We start from the raw sequence: 25,283 nt of genomic DNA on the forward strand, positions 1-25,283 counted from the left end.
GTCAGATGACGTGACTCAATGACTAAATTTGTTTATAGGCGGCGTCACCCCAGCCCACTAAAACGTCGTCTCGGAACACAATTGGCGTGCATTCGTCTTTAGTTGTTTTACCATCACCTTCAGCCCATTGGGTGCGATAGAACAACACTTTGATAGACTGCTCGGCGCGGTCCTGAGTCGGCTTAGCATAAGCTTCGCTGAAATCTGCTATGCCCATCAGGGTTGTCACTTGATCACTGCTCATTCCCATAGACAATTTGGTAATTAGTTGACGATTTTCATCCTGTTGCTCTTGCCAATAGTCAGCACTTTTACCCGATTCATGACCACCAACACTGATCACACAACCACTTAACATCAGTGATGTTGCGCCAATTAATCCTGCTGCGATAAGTTTTAATTTCATGTTGCGTCCTTTTTGTTAAAATATAATCCGAATTGTATTTACATAGTCTTTAAGCCAAAATCGTGCCACAATTAATATATTGATTTATATGGGTTTATTTTTAATATCACATGCGTTAGTTAATCTCACTATAAAACATTAAGGAATTTCACCAACAATGAGTCCAATTGAACAGGTGCTTGCAGCAGCTAAATCGATTGCCAACAATGGACATACTCCCAGTTTAGCGCTGATAAAAAGTCGCTTAGGTAATCGAATTTCAATGCCAATCCTGATCCAAGGTTTACAGCAATTTAAAGCGTTACCTAAATCTGAATGGCAGCACATAGCAGAATTAACGGACATGCAATCAATGGCAGATGTGCCAACTGATGAGCAACCCGATCCTATCGCTCAAGTCACCCAACAGGTTATCGCCATGCAACAACAGATTAATCAGCTGAGCCAACGAGTCGCTGAGCTAGAACGCCAATTAGCAAACCAGGTCGTCCAAAGCAATATAATTAATAATAAGGTCGACCAATAAATGTTTGTCTTCGAACTGCGTTTTGAATGTTTTGCCGACACCACCATTGAGGCGGCAGAAAAAGCCATTAATGCGTTTCTTGAAGCTCTTCGGGCTAATGGACAAATTCTTGGACGTGAATTTGCGGTCGCCTTTAATGACGGCGAATTTAGGGCTCGTTTGTTATTACCCGAAAAAACCAGTCTGGCTAATCGCTATAATAGCCCTTGGGTAAAAGTGACATTAGCAGGCTTGACGGCAGCCAAACTATTGGCGCCTAGAGAAAAATTCATCGGCCAAGACATCAACTCTGAAGCCAGTAATACCGACGCCCCGTCATGGCAGGTGTTGTATACCAGTTATGTGCATATGTGTTCACCGCTTCGCAATGGCGATAATCTGCTGCCAATACCTTTATATCAACTGCCAGCAACTTTTAATGGCGATCATAAACGCATCATAAAATGGCAAACAGAATGGCAAGCGTGTGATGAACTGCAAATGGCAGCAGCTACAAAAGCTGAGTTTGCAGCATTAGATGAAATAACTCGGACAGACAGTGACCTATTTAGACGCGGTTGGGATTTACGTGGCAGGATAGAATATTTAACTAACATCCCCACCTATTATTACTTATACCGTGTGGGTGGCGAGTCATTAGAAAGCGAAATGAACAGGGAGTGTCCACGTTGTGGCTCACAGGCTTGGAAGCTGGAACAACCGCTTTTAGATCTATTCCATTTTCGCTGTGAACCCTGCCGCATAGTGTCGAATTTATCTTGGGATCATCAATAAGCAGATTAAAACACTCAGTAACCACATCATTCAAAGACTGAACGATGTGTTTTGCTGCCATTTCAAAGTGTATATATTATTGTTTACCGCGTAACGATTGCCACATGGTTTTGATCCGCTGCAAGATACCCGGATGATCGGCAACAATCTCAGTTTCTTCAATCGGTTTAACCGGCGGTTTTATCAGTGGAGATAGTTGCTGCAGAAATTCAGTTAATGACGGCGCAATTTGAGTGCTTTGTTTCTGGCCTGGTATTTCGATCCATACACTGCCATCATCGTTGTTTACCGTTAGCATTTGATCATCATCACCTGTTACACCAATAAACCAAGTAGATGGTTGTTTAAGCTTTTGTTTCATGATCAAATGGCCAATTACATTTTGTTGCAAATTCTCAAAGTCGGCTTGATTCCACGCTTGAATTAATTCACCGTCGCCAAACGAGGCCGTAAACGGTAATGGTGCTGAAAAATATTGGCCATAAAATGCATGAATATCTTGGTGTAACTGAATATTTAATGCATGCTCCACATTGCTAAAATCAGCTGCATTATCCCGTTTAACAGGCTGCCAGAACACTATTTCATCGCGATTTGCATCAAACGTTCCTTGAATACATATTGAGTCTTCGCCCAAAGGATAATAGCGCGGAAATTCAGATAAAGTATCTTGATAAGATTTAAGATAGTTTTTTATAAAGCAATCTAATGCAGATGAACAAGACACTTAAGCCACTCGTAGTTTATAATAAAACCATATTTTGACACGGAATCCGATTAGATGACACACAATCACGACCCTTATAGTGATGCAGCAGCATTAAAAGGCTTAACATTAGGCCAAGCAACTGCTTATCAAGCTGAGTATGACGCGTCACTGCTGCAAGGGGTTCCACGTAAACTTAACCGAGATGCTATTGAATTAAGTGGTCAACTCCCTTTTCACGGTACCGATATTTGGACCGGATATGAATTGTCTTGGCTTAATGCTAAAGGCAAGCCTGTTGTTGCCATTTTGGAAGTTCAGTTAGATATCAACAGTGTCAATTTGATTGAATCTAAATCTTTTAAACTGTACTTAAATAGTTTTAACCAAACTAAGTTTGACAGTGTCGAAGCCGTACAAGAAACCTTAAGCCGCGATTTAGCCGCTTGTGCCCAAGGTGATATGACCGTAAAAGTCATCGAACCTAAGCATTTTAATCTTGAACGTATTATTGATTTACCGGGTACTTGTATTGATGACTTGGATATTGAAGTCGACGAATACGCATTTAATCCAGATCATTTAATCGGTGGTACAGATCCTGACAAAAACGTGGCGGAAACACTAAATTCAAATTTATTGAAGTCTAATTGTTTAATCACCTCACAGCCTGACTGGGGCAGTGTGATGATCCGTTATCAAGGCCCTAAAATTGATCGTGAAAAACTGCTGCGCTATTTAATCTCTTTCCGCCAGCACAATGAATTTCACGAGCAATGCGTTGAGCGTATCTTTGTCGACTTAAAAAAATACTGCCAGTGCACTAAGTTAACCGTTTATGCGCGTTATACCCGTCGCGGTGGCTTAGACATCAACCCATATCGCAGTGACTTTGAAAACCCACCAGAATCAAACCGCCTTGCGAGACAATAATCGCCGTAGCGGTTATCAGTATTCGCTAAAAACCAATCTCACTGAGGTTGGTTTTTTTGTAAGTGATGAGTGAATGATAATAGAGTTAAGCGTTTTTAGCTTTATGGCAATATATCAGCGAGGCTTAATTGATAACATAATGGTGTATCAAAAATCGCAAGCGGGTTGGGTGTAGTTGTCGCCATCAATTGATTCGCCAAACCTAAGGTAACGGCAAAACGGTATGTTTGATCAAGTCGTCCCATCACCGTCTGCCAAGTTATCTTTGTCGCAACATCTTGAGGATTAGTAAAATGCAGCTTAACGGCTTGGCATAATGCTATTAATTGACTCTGATTATCAAGCATTTGTTTATCAACTGAGAGTAAATCAATACTGCGCGGTGTTGCCTGACTAAAATCAACCGCAAACGATTTAAGCGACAATGCCAGCCCCAAGCCGCGTGCTTTTATGTAAGACTCTTTCACCGCCCATAAATCAAAAAAACGTTGCCGCTGTAATGATGGTGGTAATTGCAACAAAGCATCAGTTTCAGCTTGGGTGAAATAATGATTTAAAATAGGCACAATATCTGTACTGCCTCGTTCACGTTCAATATCAACCCCAAAACTCACATCGGAGTCGGCTTTAAACGCTTGTCCACCTGTAACCACGCCAATCATCAACCACTCGCCGCTGTGGCTTATATTAAAATGTAGCCCAGTTTGAGCCAATAAATCATCGCTAAGCGCTGGTTTACCTTTGTCACCATAACGAAAACGCCACTCGTGGGGTTTTCGCTCACTATGCAGTGATAATACCGCCCTAAGCGCGATACGAACTTGCAACGCATTATGACGCGCCGACACGCTTTTATAGCGGCCAACCTTGGCGACTTCATCAGCACTTAACCAACCTAAGGCTAAACCTGCATCATAATCTGCAGTTGAAAACCCACCATCAAGTCGCACAAAGTAAATATGCGGCTTAGCAAGCGAGTCTAATTGGGATATCGAAAAAGTGGCAGGCATTAAAGCAAACAAAACTCAGTTAAATGGCGATACGGCTAAATTACCTTAATAAGCCCTCTTCAGCGAGGAATTTGTCAATAATCGCGATGATTCTCAATTGACGCGAAAAATAGTATTAGCATTAACATAATGCTAATTTCCATGGGTAACCCCCAGACTTCACGCCTAAGGTGAATGCTAATAATCTCATACGAAGATTATGTGCTTACCCACATTCTAAGCAGTCTGTCCTCCGAGTAAAATCATTGTTAGTAGAGGATAACTACTAGACGATAGCTAATAATTCATTACGAATAAATTATTGATCTACTTTACAATATACCAATAAACCTAATCAATTTTATGAGCAAATAAAGGGTGATATTAATCCATCCGTTATAATACAAAAAGTCAGCGTTGAGTTAGCATGTTAAACCACAATAGAACATTGAACCACCAACAAGCGATTCGATTAATAATCATATATAACAGTAGCATAAGCATGGACGATATTGTTTTACCTACATAATGGATAATAGAATATCACAAGACACCCGTTTCAAATTACGAGCTTTGTATCTATAAAGAGGGCTTTTAAGCGACACGTTACGTGTTTTTAGTCTCGGGTGATTGTATCGGAGTGAAACCTCAGGTAATCTGCTTTGTGCTAAAAAAAGCATAAATGGATATTTAGACTAATTTTTATCTTCTTTAAGTATGACTTAAGTAAGTATGGGTAAGTTTAAATGCGCTAAAGTCTCAATAGATTATTTGGAATCCCTGTCTAGATGACAAAAAAGATAACTACACATCCAGAGTCGAGTCTATTTGAGGGTAAGCCTGGTAAAAAAACGGTTAATCACCGTAACGCGACGACAACGCCGGAGATGCGTCAATTTATTCAGCAATCCGATTACAGCGTCAGCCAATTATCAAAAATCCTCAATATCAGCGAAGCCACCGTGCGTAAGTGGCGTAAACGTGACTCAATTGATAACACCCCAAACACCCCGCACAAACTCAACACGACACTATCCCCAATGGAAGAGTACGTGATGCTGGGCCTGCGTTATCAATTAAAGATGCCCTTAGACAGGTTATTAAAAGTCACCCAACAATTTATCAACCCCAATGTCTCTCGCTCCGGCCTTGCCCGCTGCTTAAAACGCTTTGGGGTGTCAAAACTCGACGAATTTGATAGCCCTTTTGTGCCAGAAAAATTCTTCAATCAGCTGCCGATCACTCAGGGCGCAAATATTCAAACCTATACCGTTAACCCGCAGACTTTAGCTGACACCTTGGCCCTACCGAGTCCAGATCCGGACAACGTAGTACAAGTGGTGTCGTTAAGTATTCCGCCTCAACTAACAGAACAACATGCCTATTCCGTTCTGCTTGGGGTCGATTTTAAGTCTGACTGGGTTTACCTCGATATTTACCAAGACAGCCATACCCAGGCGAGTAATCGCTATATTACGCATGTCTTAAAGCACGGACCGTTTCATTTACGTAAGTTATTGGTTCGCAACTATCACACTTTTCTTGCTCGATTTCCTGGAGCAGGTCAGCCAGCCGCAGTATCCACTAGCACCACTCATGCAGCTGGATCCCAACACCAGATAACTGAACCTCAGTTATCAAACGGAGACTCATATGAGCCAATCCAGTAATATAGATAAGCGTTTAAACAAACGCTTAAAAGACATGCCTGTCGCCATTGTCGGCATGGCCAGTATTTTTGCAAACTCACGCTATTTAAACAAATTTTGGGATTTAATCAGCGAAAAAATTGATGCCATTATCGACGTTCCAGAAACCCATTGGAATGCTGAAGATTACTACAATGCCGATAAATCAATGGCCGATAAAACTTACTGTAAACGCGGTGGTTTTTTACCTGAAGTCGATTTCAATCCAATGGAATTTGGCCTGCCACCTAACATCCTCGAACTAACAGACACCTCGCAACTATTATCGTTAGTGGTTGCCAAAGAAGTGCTAGCGGATGCTGGTATTGATGCACAGTACGATACCGATCGCATCGGTATTACACTGGGCGTCGGCGGTGGTCAAAAGCTCAATCATAGCCTAAGTGGTCGTTTGCAATACCCTATACTCAAAAAAGTATTTAAAAATAGCGGTCTAAGCGACGAAGACACCGATATGTTGATCAAAAAGTTTCAGGATCAATATATTCACTGGGAAGAGAACTCATTTCCAGGATCCCTCGGCAATGTGATTGCTGGTCGTATCGCTAACCGCTTTGATTTAGGCGGCATGAATTGTGTTGTTGACGCCGCTTGTGCGGGATCGTTGGCGGCTATGCGTATGGCCATCACTGAGTTAGTTGAAGGTCGCAGTGACATGATGCTCACCGGTGGCGTGTGTACCGACAACTCTCCATCAATGTACATGAGCTTTTCAAAAACACCGGCATTTACCACTAATGACACCATTCAACCTTTCGATATTGATTCAAAAGGCATGATGATTGGTGAAGGTATTGGCATGATGGCGCTTAAACGCCTTGATGATGCTGAACGCGATGGTGACCGCATTTATGCTGTTATCAAAGGCGTTGGCTCGTCATCTGATGGTAAATTTAAAAGTATTTATGCACCTCGCCCAGAAGGCCAAGCTAAAGCATTAAGACGTGCTTATGATGATGCCGGTTTTGCACCGAACACTGTTGGCTTAATTGAAGCCCACGGTACCGGTACTGCAGCTGGCGATGTGGCAGAATTTAATGGCCTGAAATCGGTGTTTACTGAAGATAATGATACCCAACAGCACATTGCCCTTGGGTCGGTTAAATCACAAGTAGGTCACACTAAATCGACAGCAGGAACCGCTGGGGTCATTAAAGTCGCGCTGGCGCTGCATCATAAAGTATTGCCTCCGACCATTAACGTCAGTAAGCCGAATCCAAAATTAAACATTCAGGACTCGCCATTTTATTTAAACACTGAAACCCGTCCATGGTTGCCAAGAGCAGACAATACCCCGCGTCGCGCCGGTATTAGTGCCTTTGGTTTTGGCGGCACTAACTTCCACATTGTGTTGGAAGAGTATCGTCAAGAACATGTTCGAGGTGATAAGTATCGTCAACGTTCAGTGCCACAAACGCTGTTAATCCATGGGCAAAACAAAGCCGCATTACAGGCTCAATTAACGGCACTTCAAGCTGAAGTTAATGGCGTTGATACCACACAGCAAAATCGTCAAGAAATTGTGTTAGCCGACTTAGGCAAACGATTTGCCTTAAATACCATCGCCCCAAATGCGGCACGCATAGGCTTAGTCGTTGCTTCATTAGCAGACTTAACCGTTCAGCTAACGCAAGCGCAAGCGCAGTTAAGCTCAAATACTGCAGACAGCTGGCAATTACCTTCAGGCACAAGTTATCGCGCGCAAGCATTGATCCATCCTGAATCGGCAAGCCATAAAGTGGCGGCATTATTTGCCGGACAAGGGGCACAGTATCTAAACATGGGTGCAGATTTAGCCTGTTTGTATCCAGAAATGCGTCAACAACTGATGCAGGCCGATAAGGTATTTGCCCAACATAAGCAAACACAATTGTCACAAGTTATGTACCCAAATCCTGCTTTTGAAGCCGACGATATTGCCGCACAACACGCAGCATTAACCAATACAGCTAATGCCCAAAGTGCTATTGGTGCGGTGAGCATGGGCCAATATGCATTATTGACTCAAGCAGGTTTTACCGCCGACATGGTTGCTGGTCATAGTTTTGGTGAATTGTCAGCATTATGTGCTGCAGGCGTTATTAGCCAAGCTGATTATTATCAATTGGCCTTTGCTCGTGGCCAAGCAATGGCTGCCACGCCTAAAGATCAAGACGCTGGGGTCATGTACGCGATTATTGTTCCGGCTCAATCGGTTGAGCAAGGCACAGAACAAGTTGAAAAGTGCATCAGTGCATTCGAAGGCGTCAAGGTGGCTAATTACAATGCACCGACCCAACTTGTTATTGCAGGGCCAACAGCATCATGCACCTTAGCGGCACAAGCTATCACCACCGAGCTGGGCTTTAAAGCGATTGCCCTGCCCGTTTCTGGCGCGTTCCACACCCCATTGGTGGCACATGCTCAGCAACCCTTTGCAGCCGCAATCGGCAAGGTCAAATTTGCCAAGCCCAAATTGAGTCTTTATGCCAACGGCACCGGCAAAGCATATCCTAATGATCCCAAAGCAATCAAGGCGGCATTGACTGATCATATGCTGCAATCGGTTCGTTTTAGCGAGCAATTAACAGCTATGTACGACGCTGGCGCACGGGTATTTGTTGAGTTTGGTCCGAAAAACATTCTCCAAAAACTGGTTGAGGCAACATTAGGCAATAAAGCTGAGCCTGTGAGTGTGGTTAGCTTAAATCCCAATCCAAAGGGCAGCAGTGATACCCAACTGCGTCAAGCTGCTTGCCAGCTTGCAGTGTTAGGTATGACGTTAACTGAGGTTGACCCATATCAAGCGCCTATCGCTGAGCTTGCAAAAGTCTCACCGATGAACGTCAAGTTAACTGCCAGCAATTATATTAGTCCCAACACCCAAGCCAAAATGAACAAGTCACTTCAAACTGGCACAGTTACCAGCCAGACAGTGGAAGTGCCAGTCGAGAAAGTAGTGGAAAAAATTGTGGAAAAAGAAGTCATTAAAACTGAATATATTGAAGTGCCAGCAACATCCGCACCAGCATCTGCAGTAGCTGCACCTTTAGCTGCAGCAGCTCCTATAGCTAAAGCTCAACCGGTTCGCTCAAATGTGTCAGCGTCTGCCGATAGTATCGGTGCATTTTTTGCTGCGCAGCAACAAACAGCTGAATTACATCAGCAGTTTTTAGCTATCCCACAGCAATATGGTGATACCTTTGTTCACCTGATGACAGCCCAAGCACAAATGGCGTCATCGGGATTAGCCATTCCAGAAAGCTTGCAACGTTCGATGGAGATGTTCCACCAGCATCAAGCACAAACATTGCAAAGTCATACGCAATTCTTAACACTGCAAGCACAAGCAAGCCAAGCTGCATTAGCCATGTTGCAAGGGCAAACGCCAGCGGCTATGCCTGCATCAGTATCTGCTGCATCAGTACAACCTGCTTTTGTGCAGTCAAACCACATAGCTCAAGCAGCAATACCTTCGCCAGTGGTAGCACCTGTTGCTCCAGCTTCAGCTCAGGTTCAAACAGCTCAAGCGGCTCAAGCGGTTCAATCTCAACCGACAGCCAGTATACCTGTTCAAGCTCCTGTGGCTCAGCAAGTTAGCTCAGCAGCGGTTTCTGTACCAACAGCCGGACTAACACAGCAACAAGTGTTAGACACTATGCTCAATGTGGTCGCCGACAAAACCGGTTACCCAACTGAAATGCTCGAGCTTGGTATGGATATGGAAGCCGATTTAGGTATCGACTCCATTAAGCGCGTTGAAATTTTAGGCACAGTGCAAGAAGAGCTTCCAGGCTTACCGGAACTGAGCCCAGAAGATTTAGCCGAATGTCGCACCTTGGGTGAAATCGTTAGCTACATGCAAACCAAATTGCCTGCTGCTAACGCGGTTGCTGTCGCGTCAACGGGATCAACCTCGGTAGAAACTGCTGCACCGGCATCAACTGACTTAACAGCTGAAAACGTCCAGCGTACTATGCTCAATGTGGTTGCCGACAAAACTGGTTACCCAACCGAAATGCTTGAACTTGGCATGGACATGGAAGCCGATTTAGGTATCGACTCCATTAAGCGCGTCGAAATTTTAGGCACAGTACAAGATGAACTTCCAGGTTTACCAGAACTGAGCCCAGAAGATTTAGCCGAGTGCCGCACCTTGGGCGAAATCGTTAGCTACATGCAAACTAAATTGCCAGCTGCCAGCACAGTAGCTCCAGCATCAATTGCATCTGCGCCAGCAGCAGGTTTAAACGCAGAAAGCGTTCAGCGCACCATGTTAGCTGTGGTTGCCGACAAAACCGGTTACCCAACTGAAATGCTTGAACTTGGCATGGACATGGAAGCAGACCTTGGTATCGACTCGATTAAGCGCGTCGAAATTCTAGGCACAGTACAAGATGAGCTACCAGGCTTACCTGAGCTGAACCCAGAAGATTTAGCCGAGTGTCGCACCTTGGGCGAAATCGTCAGCTATATGCAAACCAAACTGCCTGCGGCCAGCACAGTCGCTCCAGTAGCAACGGTATCTTCATCAGCACCTGCAACAACGGGCTTGAGTGCTGATACTGTATTAAGCACCATGATGTCAGTGGTAGCCGACAAAACCGGTTACCCAGCTGAAATGCTTGAACTGAGCATGGATATGGAAGCCGACCTCGGCATCGATTCCATCAAGCGGGTTGAAATTCTAGGTACAGTGCAAGACGAACTACCCGGTTTACCAGAACTGAACCCAGAAGATTTAGCCGAGTGTCGCACCTTAGGTGAAATTGTCAGCTACATGCAGACTAAACTGCCTGCAGCCAACACGGTTACTGCAGCATCAACAGGATCAACATCGGTAACAGCAGGGTCTATCACTGCTGCACCTGAATCAACCAGCTTAAGCGCAGAAAACGTCCAGCGTACGATGTTAAGCGTGGTCGCCGACAAAACCGGTTACCCTGCTGAAATGCTTGAACTGAGTATGGACATGGAAGCCGATTTAGGTATCGACTCCATTAAGCGCGTCGAGATTTTAGGCACAGTGCAAGATGAGCTGCCAGGCTTACCAGAACTGAACCCTGAAGATTTAGCCGAGTGTCGCACCTTAGGTGAAATTGTCAGCTACATGCAGACCAAGCTGCCTGCTGCTGGCATAGTTGCCGAAGTAGTAACCCCAGCATTAAGCGCAAACAAGCTTGAATTAGACACCACAACATTACCTCCACATAGCGAGGTAGCGCTAAAAAAGTTACCAGCGACGGATAAACTCCTAGATTGTTTTTCAACAGCAACTTGTATTGTCATCACAGACGATGGCCACAACGCAGGTTTACTGGCTGAAAAGCTCAATGCAAAGGGATTAACCGTCGCCGTTATTCGTCACCCACAAACCATCAGTGTGGCGCATTCGCCATTAAGCAGTGATATTAAAAGCTACACCTTGAATAGCATTGATGATGCACAAATTGCCAAGGTCATTGCCGATATTAAGGCCGACATTGGTGCTGAACAGGCCATTGCGGGCTTTGTTCATTTGCAGCCGCAAGCCACAGCCAACAGCAGCGAATTAATGTCGTGCACGGTTGCCGCTAAAGCTGCGGTCGACAATGCATTTTTATGGGCCAAGCATCTGCACCCAGAATTCGCTAAGCCAACATCTTCACGCTTATGCTACTTTACTGTGAGTCGTTTAGACGGTGGGTTTGGCTACTTAGATAATAGCCAATTAGCGACAGCAGAACTTAATCAAGCAGCCTTGTCTGGGCTTAGCAAAACCTTAAGCCATGAGTGGCCACAGGTGTTTTGCCGCGCCTTAGACATTGCTAATAACCTTGATGCAAGCGCCTTTGCTGATGCTATCGTAGCAGAGTTGTTTGATATCGATGGTGCCAATGCAAGCGAAGATCGCATTAACGAAGTGGGGATCAGTCAGCAAGGCCGAGTGACATTAGTTGCAGCCAATGCCAGCGAGCAATTTGCGCCAGCAACACTTGATAGTAATGACACTATTTTGGTCACCGGCGGCGCAAAAGGCGTAACGTTTGAATGCGCCCTCACCTTAGCCAAACAGTGCCAATCACATTTTGTGTTAGCAGGTCGCAGCCAACATTTTGCTAGCGACTTACCGGTTTGGGCTCAAGGCAAGCAAGCCTCTGAGTTAAAAGCCGCTGCCATTGCTTATATTCAATCGCAAGGTAATAAACCCACGCCAAAACAGATAGATGCGCTAGTGTGGCCGATAAGCAGCAGCCTAGAAATCGATCGTGCGTTAGCCGCTTTTGGCAAGGTCGGTGCCAGTGCCCAATATGTATCGATGGATGTCAGCGATGCCACAGCGGTAGCTGCTAGCCTTAAAAACCTGACTAATGCTAAGGGCGACTCATTAACCATTAATGGCATTATCCACGGTGCCGGTGTGTTAGCCGACAAGCATATACAAGACAAAACCTTGGATGAGCTTAACCGCGTCTACCACACCAAAGTGACTGGGCTTGCGAGCATCCTTAACGCACTCGACCCACAACAGATTAAGCTTATTGCACTGTTTTCATCGGCTGCCGCTTTTTACGGTAATAGCGGTCAGAGTGATTATGCTATGTCCAATGAAATCCTCAATAAAACCGCCCTGAAACTGGCGCACACTTTACCGCAAGCTAAAGTGATGAGTTTTAACTGGGGCCCTTGGGATGGCGGTATGGTCAGTTCAGCATTAAAGAAAATGTTTGTTGAACGTGGCGTTTACGTTATTCCGCTACAAACGGGTGCCGAGTTATTTGCCCACAGTTTATTAAGCCAACAAGGGGCGCAACTGCTCATTGGCTCTGATATGCAAGGCTCGTCAGAACAGGATAATGCTGCAAAAAAGCCTAATGCGGACGCTTTGCTTATCGCCAAGGGTTCGCTGAAATTTGCTACTAAAGCATTTACGACTAAGACATCTGAGACTAAGACACCGGCTACTGATATTATCAGTCAGACGGTGACTCGAGTCTTAACTCCGGCTGAAATGCCTTTTGTTAGCGACCATTGTATTGCGGGCAATCCGGTATTGCCGACAGTATGCGCCATGCAATGGATGCGTGATGCGGCAGAAATTTTATGTCATGTGCCAGTCAGTATTGCTGAATACAAATTGCTTAAAGGGGTTATTTTTGACACCAATGAGCCACATTTGTTGCAACTTGAGCTAAGCCAAACGGAGGCTGAGATCAGCGCGCAGATCTCCTCTCGTCTGCTCAATGAGCCAAGTGCAGCCATGAAACCGCAATACCAAGCGACATTGGTGATCAATAGTGCCATTTTGGCAACTGAGATCACCAAGCCAGCGATTGATACAGCGAGTCTGACAAAGTGGTCGCACATGGTGCCATTGAACTCAGGGGCTGAACTGTATCAAAACGGAACCTTGTTTCATGGCCCGCGTTTGCAAGGGATAAATCAGGTGCTAGCATTTGATGATGCTCAGCTACTGTGCCGAGTGCAATTGCCGCAGATTAATGCCGCAGACTGCCAAGGTTTTATCCCGTCATCGGCATTAGGTGGCAGCCAAATTTTCGCTGAAGATTTGCTGCTACAAGCCATGCTGGTATGGGCGAGACTGAAATACGGTGCCGCAAGTTTACCTTCATCAACCGGTGAATGTGTCACCGCTTGGCCATTTGCTAATGGTGATAAAGGTTATATTCAACTGAATGTGGTTAAACACAGTGGCAGAATGCTAATCGCTAACGTGAGTTTATATCATCAAGATGGCCGCCTGAGTTGCCAAATGCTTAACGCTAAAGTGACCATTAGCAAAAGTTTGAATGGGGCATTTATTGCACATCAAGCTGCTGGTGCTGAACTTTCTCACCACAGCAAGGAAACAGTGTGACGGCATCAAGCAACATAACGCAAAGCAGTATTAGTGAGCGTATTGCGGAGCAACAAACCAAGCCAATGCGCTTGGCATTGTTGCTAAGCAAGCCTGATGTTGACTCGGTAAATGAGCACTTCATTGCCATTGACACTCAACGTGTCGATGGCTTTGAATTGGCGTTATTACACAGCGTTGAGACACTATCATCCACCCGCAATGACATGGTCAATATTGGCGATCGATTGTGGATAATGCCGGGGCTGATTGCCGCTAAACACGGCGTGCATGCTCATGCTTATATCAACGGCATTGCAGTTGGCGACAATCAAGTTGAAGCGGTAACACTCGCCCTTGCCCATGCAAAACGTCTGCATGCTCAGCCGCAGATTGTCGCGCTAGATGGCAGTTTAGATGTTAGTGCTAATGTTAGTACTACTTCCAGTGCTGATGCTAATGCTGGTACTCATGCCAGCACTCATGCACAAACAACGCTGACGGCAATGGTAACCCTGGTCGAGTCTATCGCCAGTCGCTGTATACCATCCAAAGACAACAGCAACAGTCAATATTGGTTTAGCACACTGCACCAAAGTCGGGTGGCGGCCTTATGTTATCCAGCGGCCGCCGGTGTTCAGGCAATGATCCTAACCCAAGGACGTGCGCTAATCGCCGCCAAGGCATTGATCAATACTCAGCGTTTATGGTTGCCACTCTGCGCAGCTTCATTAACGCAATTACGCACTAAGCTGATGGACTTTTCTACGCAGTTAAACTCAACTGCTGACGACCTTAGCCTACTCAAGCTTATCAACACCACATTGGTAGATTATCAAACGGATGCGCCCCTAGCCTTGGTATTAATGGCAGCGGACCGCAGTGGATTGGTGCAAGAAGTCAACGCGATGATGTCAAAGATGTCGGCTAATGGCGATCTTGCCCAAAGCTCAAATGCAGCCATAGAATATAAAACCCCTGCCGGCAGTTGCTTTTACTCAGCGCCCCTTGGTCATCATGGCTTAAGTTTTGTTTATCCCGGCGTAGGCACCGTCTATCCAAACATGCTTAGTCAATTGGGACTGGTTTTCCCGGATTTATATGCCGAACTTGAAAACCAAGGTGACATGCAATCGATGTTACAAACTGAATATCTCTATGGCGCAGATAACAGCCGTGCAGCACAGATGAGTCTGAGTCAATTGGCGATTGCCGGCGTTGGAGCCAGTTATGTATTAACTAAACTGTTGCAGCAAGAGTTTGCCATTGAGCCCCGCTTTGCTTTGGGTTACTCCATGGGTGAAGCGGCCATGTGGGCCAGTTTAAACGTATGGCAGGCACCGCATCGCATGATTGCCGCGACGCAAAACAGCAGTATTTTTAGCCAAGATATTTCTGGCGAGCTCCGCTGTGTTCGCCAGCAATGGCAATTAGCCGATGACGAAACCATTGTGTGGAACAGCTTTGTCACTCGTGCGAGCATCGATGAACTCACGCCCCATTTAGCGGATCATCCGCGGGCTTATATTGCCATTATCCAAGGTGATACCTGCGTTATCGCTGGCTGTGAATCCAGTTGTAAAGCCTTGTTAAAACAAGCGGGTAAACGCGGCATTGCGGCTAATCGCGTCACCGCTATGCACACACCTGCGGCACTGAATATTACCACGTCTGTTAGCCAGTTTTATCAGCAACCGCTTGTGGAGAATTTACCCCACCAATTACAGTTTATCTCAGCCGCCGAGGCAGATCCGGTTGCGTTAACCTCACACGCCATTGCCCAATCGATAGCCGATACCTTTTGTCATCAATTGGACTTTACTCAATTGATCCATAAAGCTCGCCACCATGGCTGTCGTTTGTTTGTTGAAGTCGGTGCAGATCGTCAAATAACCACTTTAATTGATAAAATCAATGCTCAGAGTAGCGATTCGTCTCCAGCGAAGGTCCATGCAAAAGTCAATGCGATGGCTGTTAATGCAAAAGGCGGCGACGATATTAGCAGTTTACTTAAATGTCTGGGGCAATTAATCACTCATCGAGTGCCGATGTCATTAAGCCCCTTTATCCGCAGCCTTAACGATACGATTAACACATTATCCCAGCAGGCGGCGTTAGCCGACGGCTCATCTCTCATTCGTAATAGTGAAACATCATTAGAAGGAGAACCTCATTGAGTTCTCAAGCGATCCCTAAAATAGCCATTGTTGGCTTAGCCAATCAGTATCCAGATGCGGATACCCCTGCATCGTTTTGGCAAAATTTATTAGACAAAAAAGACTCACGCAGCCAAATCAGTGCCAACAAACTCAATGCTTCACCGAGTGACTACTTGGGCGTTCAAGGCGAGTCAGACCGGTTTTATTGCGATAAAGGCGGTTATATCCAAGGATTTAGCTTTAATCCAAACGGATATCGTATTGCGAGTGACGCCTTTGATGGTTTAGATGAAAGCTTTTTGTGGGCAACCGACACTGCGCGTAATGCTTTAACGGATGCGGGTATTGATCTAGACAATAGCTTGCTCAAACGCACAGGTATTGTCATGGGAACCTTATCATTTCCTACGGCAAAATCTAACGAGCTATTTGTGCCGCTTTATCATAGTGCGGTAGAAAAAGCCCTACAAACCAAACTACAACAGCCAAACTTCAGCCTGCATTCTTTTAATGAGCGTTATGATAAGCACTTTGATCAGCAATCTGTTGACCAGCAGCCACAAACTAATGCACATGCGACAGCTCAGACCGTTAATTTGCGTAATGGTGCCATTGCCCATAACGCCTCAAAAATCGTTGCCGATGCTCTGGGGTTAGGTGGTACGCAGCTCAGTTTAGATGCGGCATGTGCCAGCTCGGTTTACGCCTTAAAACTGGCGTGCGATTACTTGCATACTGGCAAAGCAGACATGATGCTTGCCGGCGCAGTGTCAGGTGCCGATCCCTTCTTTATCAATATGGGATTTTCGATATTTCACGCCTATCCCGACCACGGCATTTCAGCTCCGTTTGATCAAAACAGTAAAGGCTTGTTCGCTGGCGAAGGTGCTGGGGTATTAGTGCTTAAACGTCTTGAAGATGCTGAGCGTGATGGCGACCATATTTACGCTTTAGTCAGTGGGATCGGCTTATCAAACGACGGTAAAGGCCAGTTTGTGTTAAGCCCAAACAGTAAAGGCCAAGTACAAGCATTTGAACGTGCTTATCGCGATGCAGCGGCAATAGACCCAAGTATTACCCCCGCCAGTATTGAAGTGATTGAATGTCACGCAACCGGTACGCCATTAGGTGACAAAGTTGAACTCACCTCAATGGAGCGGTTTTTTGAAGATAAGCTTCAAGGCAGCGCGACACCACTGATTGGTTCAGCAAAATCCAATTTAGGCCATTTACTCACCGCCGCAGGCATGCCCGGGATCATGAAAATGATTTTTGCGATGCGCCAAGGCGTGTTGCCACCCAGTATTAATATTAGTGCGCCTATCGCCTCGCCTAATGGATTATTTGGTCAAGCAACCTTACCAAACGTGGTGTTGCCTTGGCCCGATAAAGCAGGCAATAAAGCCCGCCATGCGGGGGTATCGGTATTTGGTTTTGGTGGCTGTAATGCCCATTTACTGATTGAGTCATATCAAGCTCCGGCTCAAGCCGTCGCTACCAAGGCTTTGCTCAATAATAGCCAATCTAATAACAGTGCATTAGTCAATGCAGAAACGCCGATGCACATTACCGGTATGGCCGCGCATTTTGGCCAATGCAGCAGTATCGATGCACTGGCTGATAACATCATCGCCAAGCAAGCACTGTTTATCCCATTGCCAAAAAAGCGCTGGAAAGGCTTAGACAAACACCCAGAGTTATTGGCCCAATATGGCATTAATCAAGTACCACAAGGCGCGTATATTGATCAATTCGATTTTGATTTCTTACGTTTTAAAGTGCCGCCTAATGAAGATGACCGGCTGATCTCTCAACAGCTGCTGTTAATCAAAATAGCCAATGAAGCCATTGTCGATGCCAAGCTAACACCAGGCAGCAAAGTCGCCGTGTTAGTCGCCATGGAAACCGAACTTGAGTTACACCAATTTCGCGGACGAGTTAACTTACACAGCCAAATAGCTCAAAGCCTTAATGCCCAAGGGATCCAGTTATCCAGTGCGGAATATAACAGCTTAGAAGCGATTGCAATGGACAGTGTGTTAGATGCAGCCAAGCTTAACCAGTACACCAGCTTTATTGGCAATATTATGGCGTCGCGGATCGCCTCATTGTGGGATTTCAATGGTCCAGCGTTTACCATTTCAGCGGGCGAGCAGTCAGTTAATCGCTGTATTGATGTGGCACAAAACTTGTTTGCCCTTGGCTCGTTACAAGAGCCTTTAGATGCAATCGTTATTGCCGCCGTGGATCTGTCTGGCAGTATTGAAAACATGTTGTTCAATACCGCTAAACTTAATGCCAAAGGCTTGGGTTCAACTGATTGGCTAGTAGGCGAAGGGGCTGGCGCGCTAGTGCTGCAACAAACCAATGCCGAACACACTACCCTTCACAGCTATGCCAGTATCGACAGCATTGATTTTGATCCATTGTCGCAAGAGCCCGCCACCATTGCGGCAGACCTTATCGAGTTAAACCAAGCGCCGGAATGCTTATTCTCAGAGCAAGGCCAGCAGTTTGCCCAAGGGATAGCGGATGCATCGACAGCCGCTAATTCAGCGACGCTAATCTGTAAAGCCCATGACATTCTCGGTCATACATTTGCCGCCTCTGGCATGGCCAGTGTGCTGCACGCTTTAGTGCAAACACGTCACATCAATAAAACCGCTATCAATGCCAGTGTCTTCACCAATAGTGAAAAACAATACTCGCAAGTGAATTTGTCGGTTTCGGCGGCGCAACAACAAGCATTGCACGCTCGACTGAGCAATAATTTAACTCAACAATTAGCCACGGGCAGTAAGGTAAGTTTAATTAAGCAAGTCAGTTTAGGCGGTCGCGATATTTACCAACACATTATCGACAGCCCACTTGATGCGCTCGACAGTATTATCAATCAATGTGCTGATATCGCCCCAACGGTGTTCAACACCATTGAAAGTAAGCAACCAACTATTCGTGATAATAGCCTTCTTAGCGTCAATAATAGCGAGAATATCGCCGAGCCTCTTATGTCAGAAAATATGCCCGATAAAACGATTCCAAAGCAACCAAGGGTTGCCTGTATGACAAATCATACGATTCCACCTGCACATTTAACGGCATTTCAACAAAATCAGTGGTTAGCACAACAAGCGCATTTAGCTTATTTAGCCAGCCGAGATGCAGGCTTGAAAGTGGCCGACAGTTTATTACGATCTCAATTGGCCGGTTTTACCGCCCAGCCAGCGCCTCTGGCTTCAGTTGCTTCACAGCCTGTTGTAAATATTGACGTTAACGCCTCAACAGCTATGCCTGCGCAGTTAATCCAGCCCAATCATGCCTTCGTACCTGCTTACACCGCGCCGACGCCGGCAGACAAACCATGTATTTGGAACTACGCTGATTTAGTCGAGTATGCTGAAGGTGATATTGCCAAGGTATTTGGTCCAGATTACGCCATTATCGACAGTTATTCTCGCCGAGTAAGACTGCCAACCACCGACTATTTATTGGTGTCGCGCGTCACTAAACTTGATGCGACCATAAATCAATACCAACCCTGTTCAATGACCACAGAATACGACATCCCGGTTGATGCGCCCTACTTAGTCGATGGTCAAATCCCTTGGGCTGTAGCCGTTGAATCAGGTCAGTGCGATTTAATGTTGATCAGTTATTTAGGCATCGATTTTGAAAACAAGGGTGAGCGGGTTTATCGATTACTTGATTGCACCCTGACCTTCTTAGCTGATTTACCTCGCGGCGGCGATACCCTGCGTTACGACATTAAAATCAACAACTTTGCCAGCAATGGCGACACGCTATTATTCTTCTTCTCGTACGAATGCTTTGTTGGCGACAAGATGATCCTCAAAATGGATGGCGGCTGCGCAGGCTTCTTTACCGACCAAGAACTGGCCGATGGGAAAGGGGTGATCCATACCGAAGAGGAAATCAAACTTCGTCAACAAGTACTTAATAATCCGAATAAACCAACCTTTACACCATTACTGCATTGTAACCAAACGGCGTTTGACTATGGCCAAATTCATCATTTATTAACCGCTGATATTGGCAGCTGTTTTGGCGGTGAACATGTTGGTCACCAACTGCAAAATGGGCTGCAAAAATCGCTTTGTTTTGCCTCAGAAAAGTTCTTAATGATTGAGCGTGTTAGCCAGCTTCAAGTGCACGGTGGCGCGTGGGGCTTAGGCTTACTTGAAGGTCATAAACACATTGCGCCAGATCACTGGTATTTCCCGTGTCATTTCCAAGGCGACCAAGTCATGGCTGGCTCGTTAATGGCAGAAGGTTGTGGTCAATTACTGCAATTCTTTATGGTCCACATTGGGATGCACACTCTGGTTGACAATGGTCGCTTCCAGCCACTGGAAAATGCCTCACAAAAAGTGCGTTGTCGTGGCCAAGTGTTACCACAAACCGCTGAGCTGACTTATCGCATGGAGGTCACCGAAATAGGTGTTCATCCTCGTCCCTACGCCAAAGCTAATATTGATATTTTGCTCAATGGCAAGGTGGTGGTTGATTTCCAAAATCTTGGGGTGATGATTAAAGAAGAAGCTGAATGCACTCGTTACCCGCTTCTGTCGTTAGATACAGCAGGCACTAGCCCTGCTGTAAATTCAAACGCTAGCAGCAAACATATTGCCAACAAAGCCCCATTAATGGCGCAAGTTCCAGATTTAAATGCCCCAAGTAACAAGGGCGTTATTCCACTTAAACACGTTGAGGCGCCACAAGTAAGCGCCGATTCAAAGTATGCCAACCGCGTACCCGATACCGTGCCATTTACGCCATACCATATGTTCGAATTTGCCACTGGCGATATCGAAAAATGCTTCGGGCCTGACTTTAGTATCTACCGCGGACTGATCCCACCGCGCACGCCTTGTGGCGATTTACAGTTAACCACTCGCGTGGTTGACATTAACGGTAAGCGCGGCGAACTGAAAAAGCCATCGTCTTGTATCGCTGAATACGAAGTGCCGGCAGATGCCTGGTACTTTGCTAACAACAGCCACCAGACGGTAATGCCTTATTCGGTATTAATGGAGATTTCATTACAACCTAATGGCTTTATTTCCGGCTACATGGGCACCACTCTTGGTTTTCCTGGGCAAGAACTGTTTTTCCGCAACTTAGATGGTCACGGCACCCTGCTGCGCGAAGTCGATTTACGCGGCAAAACTATCGTCAATGACTCACGTTTGCTGTCTACTGTCATCGCTGGCAGTAATATTATTCAAAGCTTCACGTTTGAGCTAAGCGTCGATAACGAGCCGTTTTACACCGGCAGCGCAGTATTTGGCTACTTTAAAGGTGACGCACTTAAAAATCAGCTCGGCATAGATAATGGCAAAATAACCCAGCCATGGCACCTCGACAATAATGTGGCTGCAGATGTCAGCGTCAACTTACTGGATAAGCAGTCGCGATTATTCAATGCTCCTGCCCACCAGCCACATTATCGTTTAGCCGGTGGCCAACTTAACTTTATCGACACGGCTGAAATGGTGCTTAAAGGCGGTAAATATGGTAACGGTTATTTGTCGGCATCTCGCACGATTGATCCAAGTGATTGGTTCTTCCAATTCCATTTCCATCAAGATCCGGTAATGCCAGGTTCATTAGGCGTTGAAGCTATCATCGAGTTAATGCAAACTTACGCCATCAGTACAGACTTAGGTAAAGGTTTCACTAACCCGAAATTTGGGCAGATATTATCTGATATAAAATGGAAATATCGCGGTCAGATTAATCCATTAAACAAACAAATGTCGCTCGATGTTCATATCAGTGCCATTAAAGATGAACACGGTAAACGCATCATTATTGGTGATGCCAATTTAAGTAAAGATGGCCTGCGTATTTACGAAGTCAAAGATATCGCAATTTGTATTGAAGAAGCTTAGCCGCTCGCTTTTCAAGGAAATAAAAATAATGTCAACTCAATTACAACACGAAAAGCTTTCACCTTGGCCATGGCAAGTTAGCTTGCAAAACAGCTGTTTTGATCACGCTGGGATGAACAAAAAGCTCAAAGATTTATCGCAACCATGTTATGTGGTTAACGATACACAGCAAGGCTTAGGTGTGGCGCAACAGGCTCAAGTGGTAACCGATGCCGTAGCAGCCCATGCGCTACCTGTCAGCGCCTTTGCACCAGCCCTTGGCACCCAAAGTTTAGGCGACAGTAATTTCCGCCGCGTGCATGGGGTAAAATACGCCTATTATGCTGGCGCCATGGCGAATGGTATTTCCTCTGAAGAGCTGGTTATCGCATTAGGCCAAGCCGGTATTTTATGCTCATTTGGCGCTGCGGGGTTAATTCCATCACGAGTTGAACAAGCCATTAAGCGCATTCAAACGGCGCTGCCTAATGGCCCTTATGCGTTTAATTTAATTCACAGCCCGAGTGAGCCCGCACTAGAGCGTGGCAGTGTCGAGCTATTTTTGAAGCATAAAGTACGTACCGTCGAAGCATCTGCATTTTTGGGGTTAACCCCTCAAATTGTCTATTACCGCGCAGCAGGCTTAAGCCGTGACGTTCACGGTGATATTCAAATCGACAATAAAGTGATCGCTAAAATCAGCCGTACTGAAGTAGCGATTAAGTTTATGCAACCCGCGCCAGTAAAAATGCTCCAACAACTGGTTGATGACGGTTTGATTACACCTGAACAAATGGCATTAGCGCAATTAGTGCCAATGGCAGATGATATTACCGCAGAAGCCGACTCTGGTGGCCATACCGACAATCGTCCATTAGTCACCTTACTGCCGACTATTTTGGCACTAAAAGATCAAGTGCAAGCGCAGTACAATTACAAAACGCCTCTTCGCGTCGGTGCCGGTGGTGGTGTGGGCACCCCTGATGCTGCATTGGCGACATTTCATATGGGCGCAGCTTATATTGTTACCGGCTCCATCAACCAAGCCTGCGTGGAAGCCGGCGCCAGCGAACATACGCGTAAATTACTGGCCACCACAGAAATGGCCGATGTGACGATGGCGCCAGCCGCCGATATGTTCGAAATGGGCGTTAAGTTACAAGTGGTCAAACGCGGCACATTATTTCCCATGCGCGCCAACAAACTATACGAAATTTATACTCGCTATGACTCAATCGAAGCCATACCAAGCGACGAGCGTGAAAAACTTGAAAAACAAGTATTTCGCTCAAGCCTTGATGATATTTGGGCCGGCACTGTGGCACATTTTAATGAACGAGATCCCAAACAGATTGAACGCGCTAAAGACAATCCAAAACGTAAAATGGCATTGATTTTCCGTTGGTATTTAGGCTTATCAAGTCGCTGGTCAAACACGGGTGAAGTGGGTCGCGAGATGGATTATCAAATTTGGGCCGGTCCTTCGCTTGGAGCATTCAATGCGTGGGCTAAAGGCAGCTATTTAGATGATTACACTCAACGTCACGCCGTCGATTTGGCCAAGCATTTAATGCACGGTGCAGCCTATTTAGCTCGAGTGAATTTATTAACGGCACAAGGTGTTAGCCTTCCCGTAGCATTACAGCGCTGGCGCCCAGTAGACCAAATTAAATAATAGGCTTATCACGCTTCACCGCGAGATAAGTGATAAAGATAGGAACTAACATGAGCGATATCCAAAAACTCGATTTTTCGGCGGTTAACGACCCGACACTTGTGTCGTTTAACCAGCAAAAAAACCTGATTAAGCGCATGCTAAAAGGCAATAGTGCGACTTGCACCGACTGCAATAAACCGCTAACACTTCTATTGCCGCCTAATACCAAAAAGGCACCAAAAAATAATAAAGCCCCAGGGATTTATTGCGCTAAAGGCTGCACGGACATCGAGCTAGACATGGAAGCTGTGGCGCTAATGAAATAGCGTTGATGACATAGCGTTAATGACATAATGCTACCGAAATGGCCCAAACCCTCTTTAACTAAAGAGGGTTTGGGCCATTTTTTATCTGTAAGTCAATTACTTGCCAGTTTGCGCCGCAATGTAATACAAGCCAGAGTGATGACCGGTCGTTGTTCTACATGAGTAAGCGATAACAAAAAAAAGAAATCACAAACGCAGTCAGCGTAAAAAGCCCTGTTTAATCTCTGCTCGGGATAATAAACGGTTATGAAATAGACTCAATATTCTGCTTTTGACTAACGTATCCCACCCCTAAACCAAGTTGGGGTTATTTAGCTTGCCAGCGCGCCACAATATCAGCGGCGCCAGAGGATTGCGCAATGGTGTTGTCTCCGACTAAAGCGGTTTTAAAATCACTAAATGGCATATTAGCCCACATGCTAAGCTCAAATTGGCTATTGGCTGCCACCTCACCTACACCTTTAGGTGTTCCTGTCATCACAATGTCACCATCGTTTAAGGTCATAAATTCACGAATGGCGTTAACAATAGCTTGTGGTTGATACATCATTAATTGCTGATGCCCCAATTGAGTCACAACGTTATCAATCGTTAACTGAAAACACCCATTATGCATACCTTGAGTAATTGGAATAAAGTCACTAAACAGGGCCGAACCATCAAAGGCTTTAGCTCGCTCCCAGGGTAGGCCTTGTTTTTTTAACTTAGCTTGCAGTTGCCGCTTAGTCATATCAAGCCCAACTCCAACGGCACTAAACTGGCCATTACTTACCATAAAACACAACTCGGCTTCATAATGTAAAGGCTCATCCAAATGGCTCCGTAACGTGGTGGTAATAGCTGAATTAGGCTTAAGAAACACCACCATATCATCAGGTATTTCGTTGCCTAGTTCGTGAATATGTTCTGCATAATTACGCCCAATACAAATAATTTTTGATGGGATGATATGTAAAACTTGGCCATTAACTTGTGTTAGCGTTACTGATTGTCGATCCACATTAACCTCGAATGATTAGACATATTGAGAACAATTAACCGCTTTAGCAACAAAAGCATCACGACGTTAACACATCAAGCCTAGTATGATCGCTTGTCTATTAATATGTCACTTCAATTAAGGATAATAGACGGTTATCAACAAACGGTTATCAACCAGCCCATTGTTCCGCTATCGAAGTGGTATCGAAGTGCTATCGACTGACAATAGGCCCGCGATTGACGCTTCAATACGCCTTAATAGCAAAAAACCGTGGCAGGTTTGATAATATGACTAACTTTAAATAAACCCCTGTTTACGCCAATACAGGTAAAGGCTGATATTACAGGCCTGAAATACCCCCCCAGTTTAACGATTTAGTCACTCTCTTATTGCGAGTTGAAGTTATGTA

13 protein-coding genes are annotated in these 25,283 nt (G+C 45.5%); 9 read left to right on the forward strand and 4 right to left on the reverse strand.

From position 1 onward, the window contains the following. Positions 1–22 precede the first annotated feature (22 nt). The gene (locus EGC80_RS20115; protein ID WP_124011908.1) at positions 23–406 is read right to left on the reverse strand and encodes a DUF3192 domain-containing protein; all 384 of its coding nucleotides are present in this window, start codon (positions 404–406) and stop codon (positions 23–25) included. 157 nt (positions 407–563) lie between these two features. On the opposite strand from EGC80_RS20115, the gene EGC80_RS20120 reads away from it, so the two are divergent. Together EGC80_RS20120 and EGC80_RS20125 are read left to right on the forward strand one after the other, a co-directional pair. After that, positions 564–932 carry a hypothetical protein gene (locus EGC80_RS20120; RefSeq protein WP_124011909.1) on the forward strand — a complete coding sequence of 123 codons (369 nt, stop codon included), beginning with the start codon at positions 564–566 and terminating at the stop codon, positions 930–932. Beyond that, positions 933–1,706, forward strand: a complete 774-nt coding sequence (locus EGC80_RS20125) for a Zn-ribbon-containing protein (protein ID WP_101032300.1) — start codon at positions 933–935, stop codon at positions 1,704–1,706. 76 nt (positions 1,707–1,782) lie between these two features. On the opposite strand, the gene syd is transcribed toward EGC80_RS20125, so the two are convergent. After that, complete coding sequence (gene syd / locus EGC80_RS20130) at positions 1,783–2,433, reverse strand: SecY-interacting protein (RefSeq protein WP_124011910.1); 651 nt, start codon at positions 2,431–2,433, stop codon at positions 1,783–1,785. 54 nt (positions 2,434–2,487) lie between these two features. Here syd and queF point away from each other — a divergent pair, with 54 nt between their 5' ends. Next, a complete protein-coding gene (gene queF, locus EGC80_RS20135) occupies positions 2,488–3,345 on the forward strand; it encodes an NADPH-dependent 7-cyano-7-deazaguanine reductase QueF (RefSeq protein ID WP_124011911.1) in 858 nt (285 codons plus the stop codon). A 101-nt stretch (positions 3,346–3,446) separates the two neighbouring features. Here queF and EGC80_RS22930 read toward each other — a convergent pair whose 3' ends face one another. Continuing rightward, positions 3,447–4,355 (reverse strand): 4'-phosphopantetheinyl transferase family protein, encoded by a 909-nt coding sequence (locus EGC80_RS22930; RefSeq protein ID WP_124011912.1) that lies wholly within the window; start codon positions 4,353–4,355, stop codon positions 3,447–3,449. A 767-nt stretch (positions 4,356–5,122) separates the two neighbouring features. Between EGC80_RS22930 and EGC80_RS20145 the strand changes: the two genes are divergently transcribed. The 6 genes from EGC80_RS20145 to EGC80_RS20170 are packed head-to-tail and all read left to right on the forward strand — an operon-like array spanning position 5,123 to position 23,892. Then, positions 5,123–6,004 (forward strand): COG3415 family protein, encoded by an 882-nt coding sequence (locus EGC80_RS20145; RefSeq protein WP_124011913.1) that lies wholly within the window; start codon positions 5,123–5,125, stop codon positions 6,002–6,004. Further along, the gene (locus EGC80_RS20150; RefSeq protein WP_124011914.1) at positions 5,988–13,880 is read left to right on the forward strand and encodes a type I polyketide synthase; all 7,893 of its coding nucleotides are present in this window, start codon (positions 5,988–5,990) and stop codon (positions 13,878–13,880) included. The genes EGC80_RS20145 and EGC80_RS20150 overlap by 17 nt, the downstream gene beginning before the upstream one ends. Next, positions 13,877–16,036, forward strand: coding sequence for a PfaB family protein (locus tag EGC80_RS20155; protein ID WP_124011915.1), 2,160 nt, complete (start codon positions 13,877–13,879; stop codon positions 16,034–16,036). Before EGC80_RS20150 ends, EGC80_RS20155 begins: the two co-directional genes overlap by 4 nt. Further along, a complete protein-coding gene (locus EGC80_RS20160) occupies positions 16,033–21,930 on the forward strand; it encodes a hotdog fold thioesterase (RefSeq protein ID WP_124011916.1) in 5,898 nt (1,965 codons plus the stop codon). Before EGC80_RS20155 ends, EGC80_RS20160 begins: the two co-directional genes overlap by 4 nt. 28 nt (positions 21,931–21,958) lie before the next feature. Next, the gene (gene pfaD / locus EGC80_RS20165; protein WP_124011917.1) at positions 21,959–23,584 is read left to right on the forward strand and encodes an eicosapentaenoate synthase subunit PfaD; all 1,626 of its coding nucleotides are present in this window, start codon (positions 21,959–21,961) and stop codon (positions 23,582–23,584) included. A gap of 50 nt (positions 23,585–23,634) precedes the next feature. Then, the gene (locus EGC80_RS20170; protein WP_164839507.1) at positions 23,635–23,892 is read left to right on the forward strand and encodes a hypothetical protein; all 258 of its coding nucleotides are present in this window, start codon (positions 23,635–23,637) and stop codon (positions 23,890–23,892) included. 307 nt (positions 23,893–24,199) lie between these two features. On the opposite strand, the gene EGC80_RS20175 is transcribed toward EGC80_RS20170, so the two are convergent. Then, on the reverse strand, positions 24,200–24,892 hold the full coding sequence (locus EGC80_RS20175) for a fumarylacetoacetate hydrolase family protein (protein ID WP_124011918.1): 693 nt from the start codon (positions 24,890–24,892) through the stop codon (positions 24,200–24,202). Positions 24,893–25,283: the final 391 nt, after the last annotated feature.

The organism is Shewanella psychromarinicola, from assembly GCF_003855155.1.
Classification (GTDB): domain Bacteria; phylum Pseudomonadota; class Gammaproteobacteria; order Enterobacterales; family Shewanellaceae; genus Shewanella; species Shewanella psychromarinicola.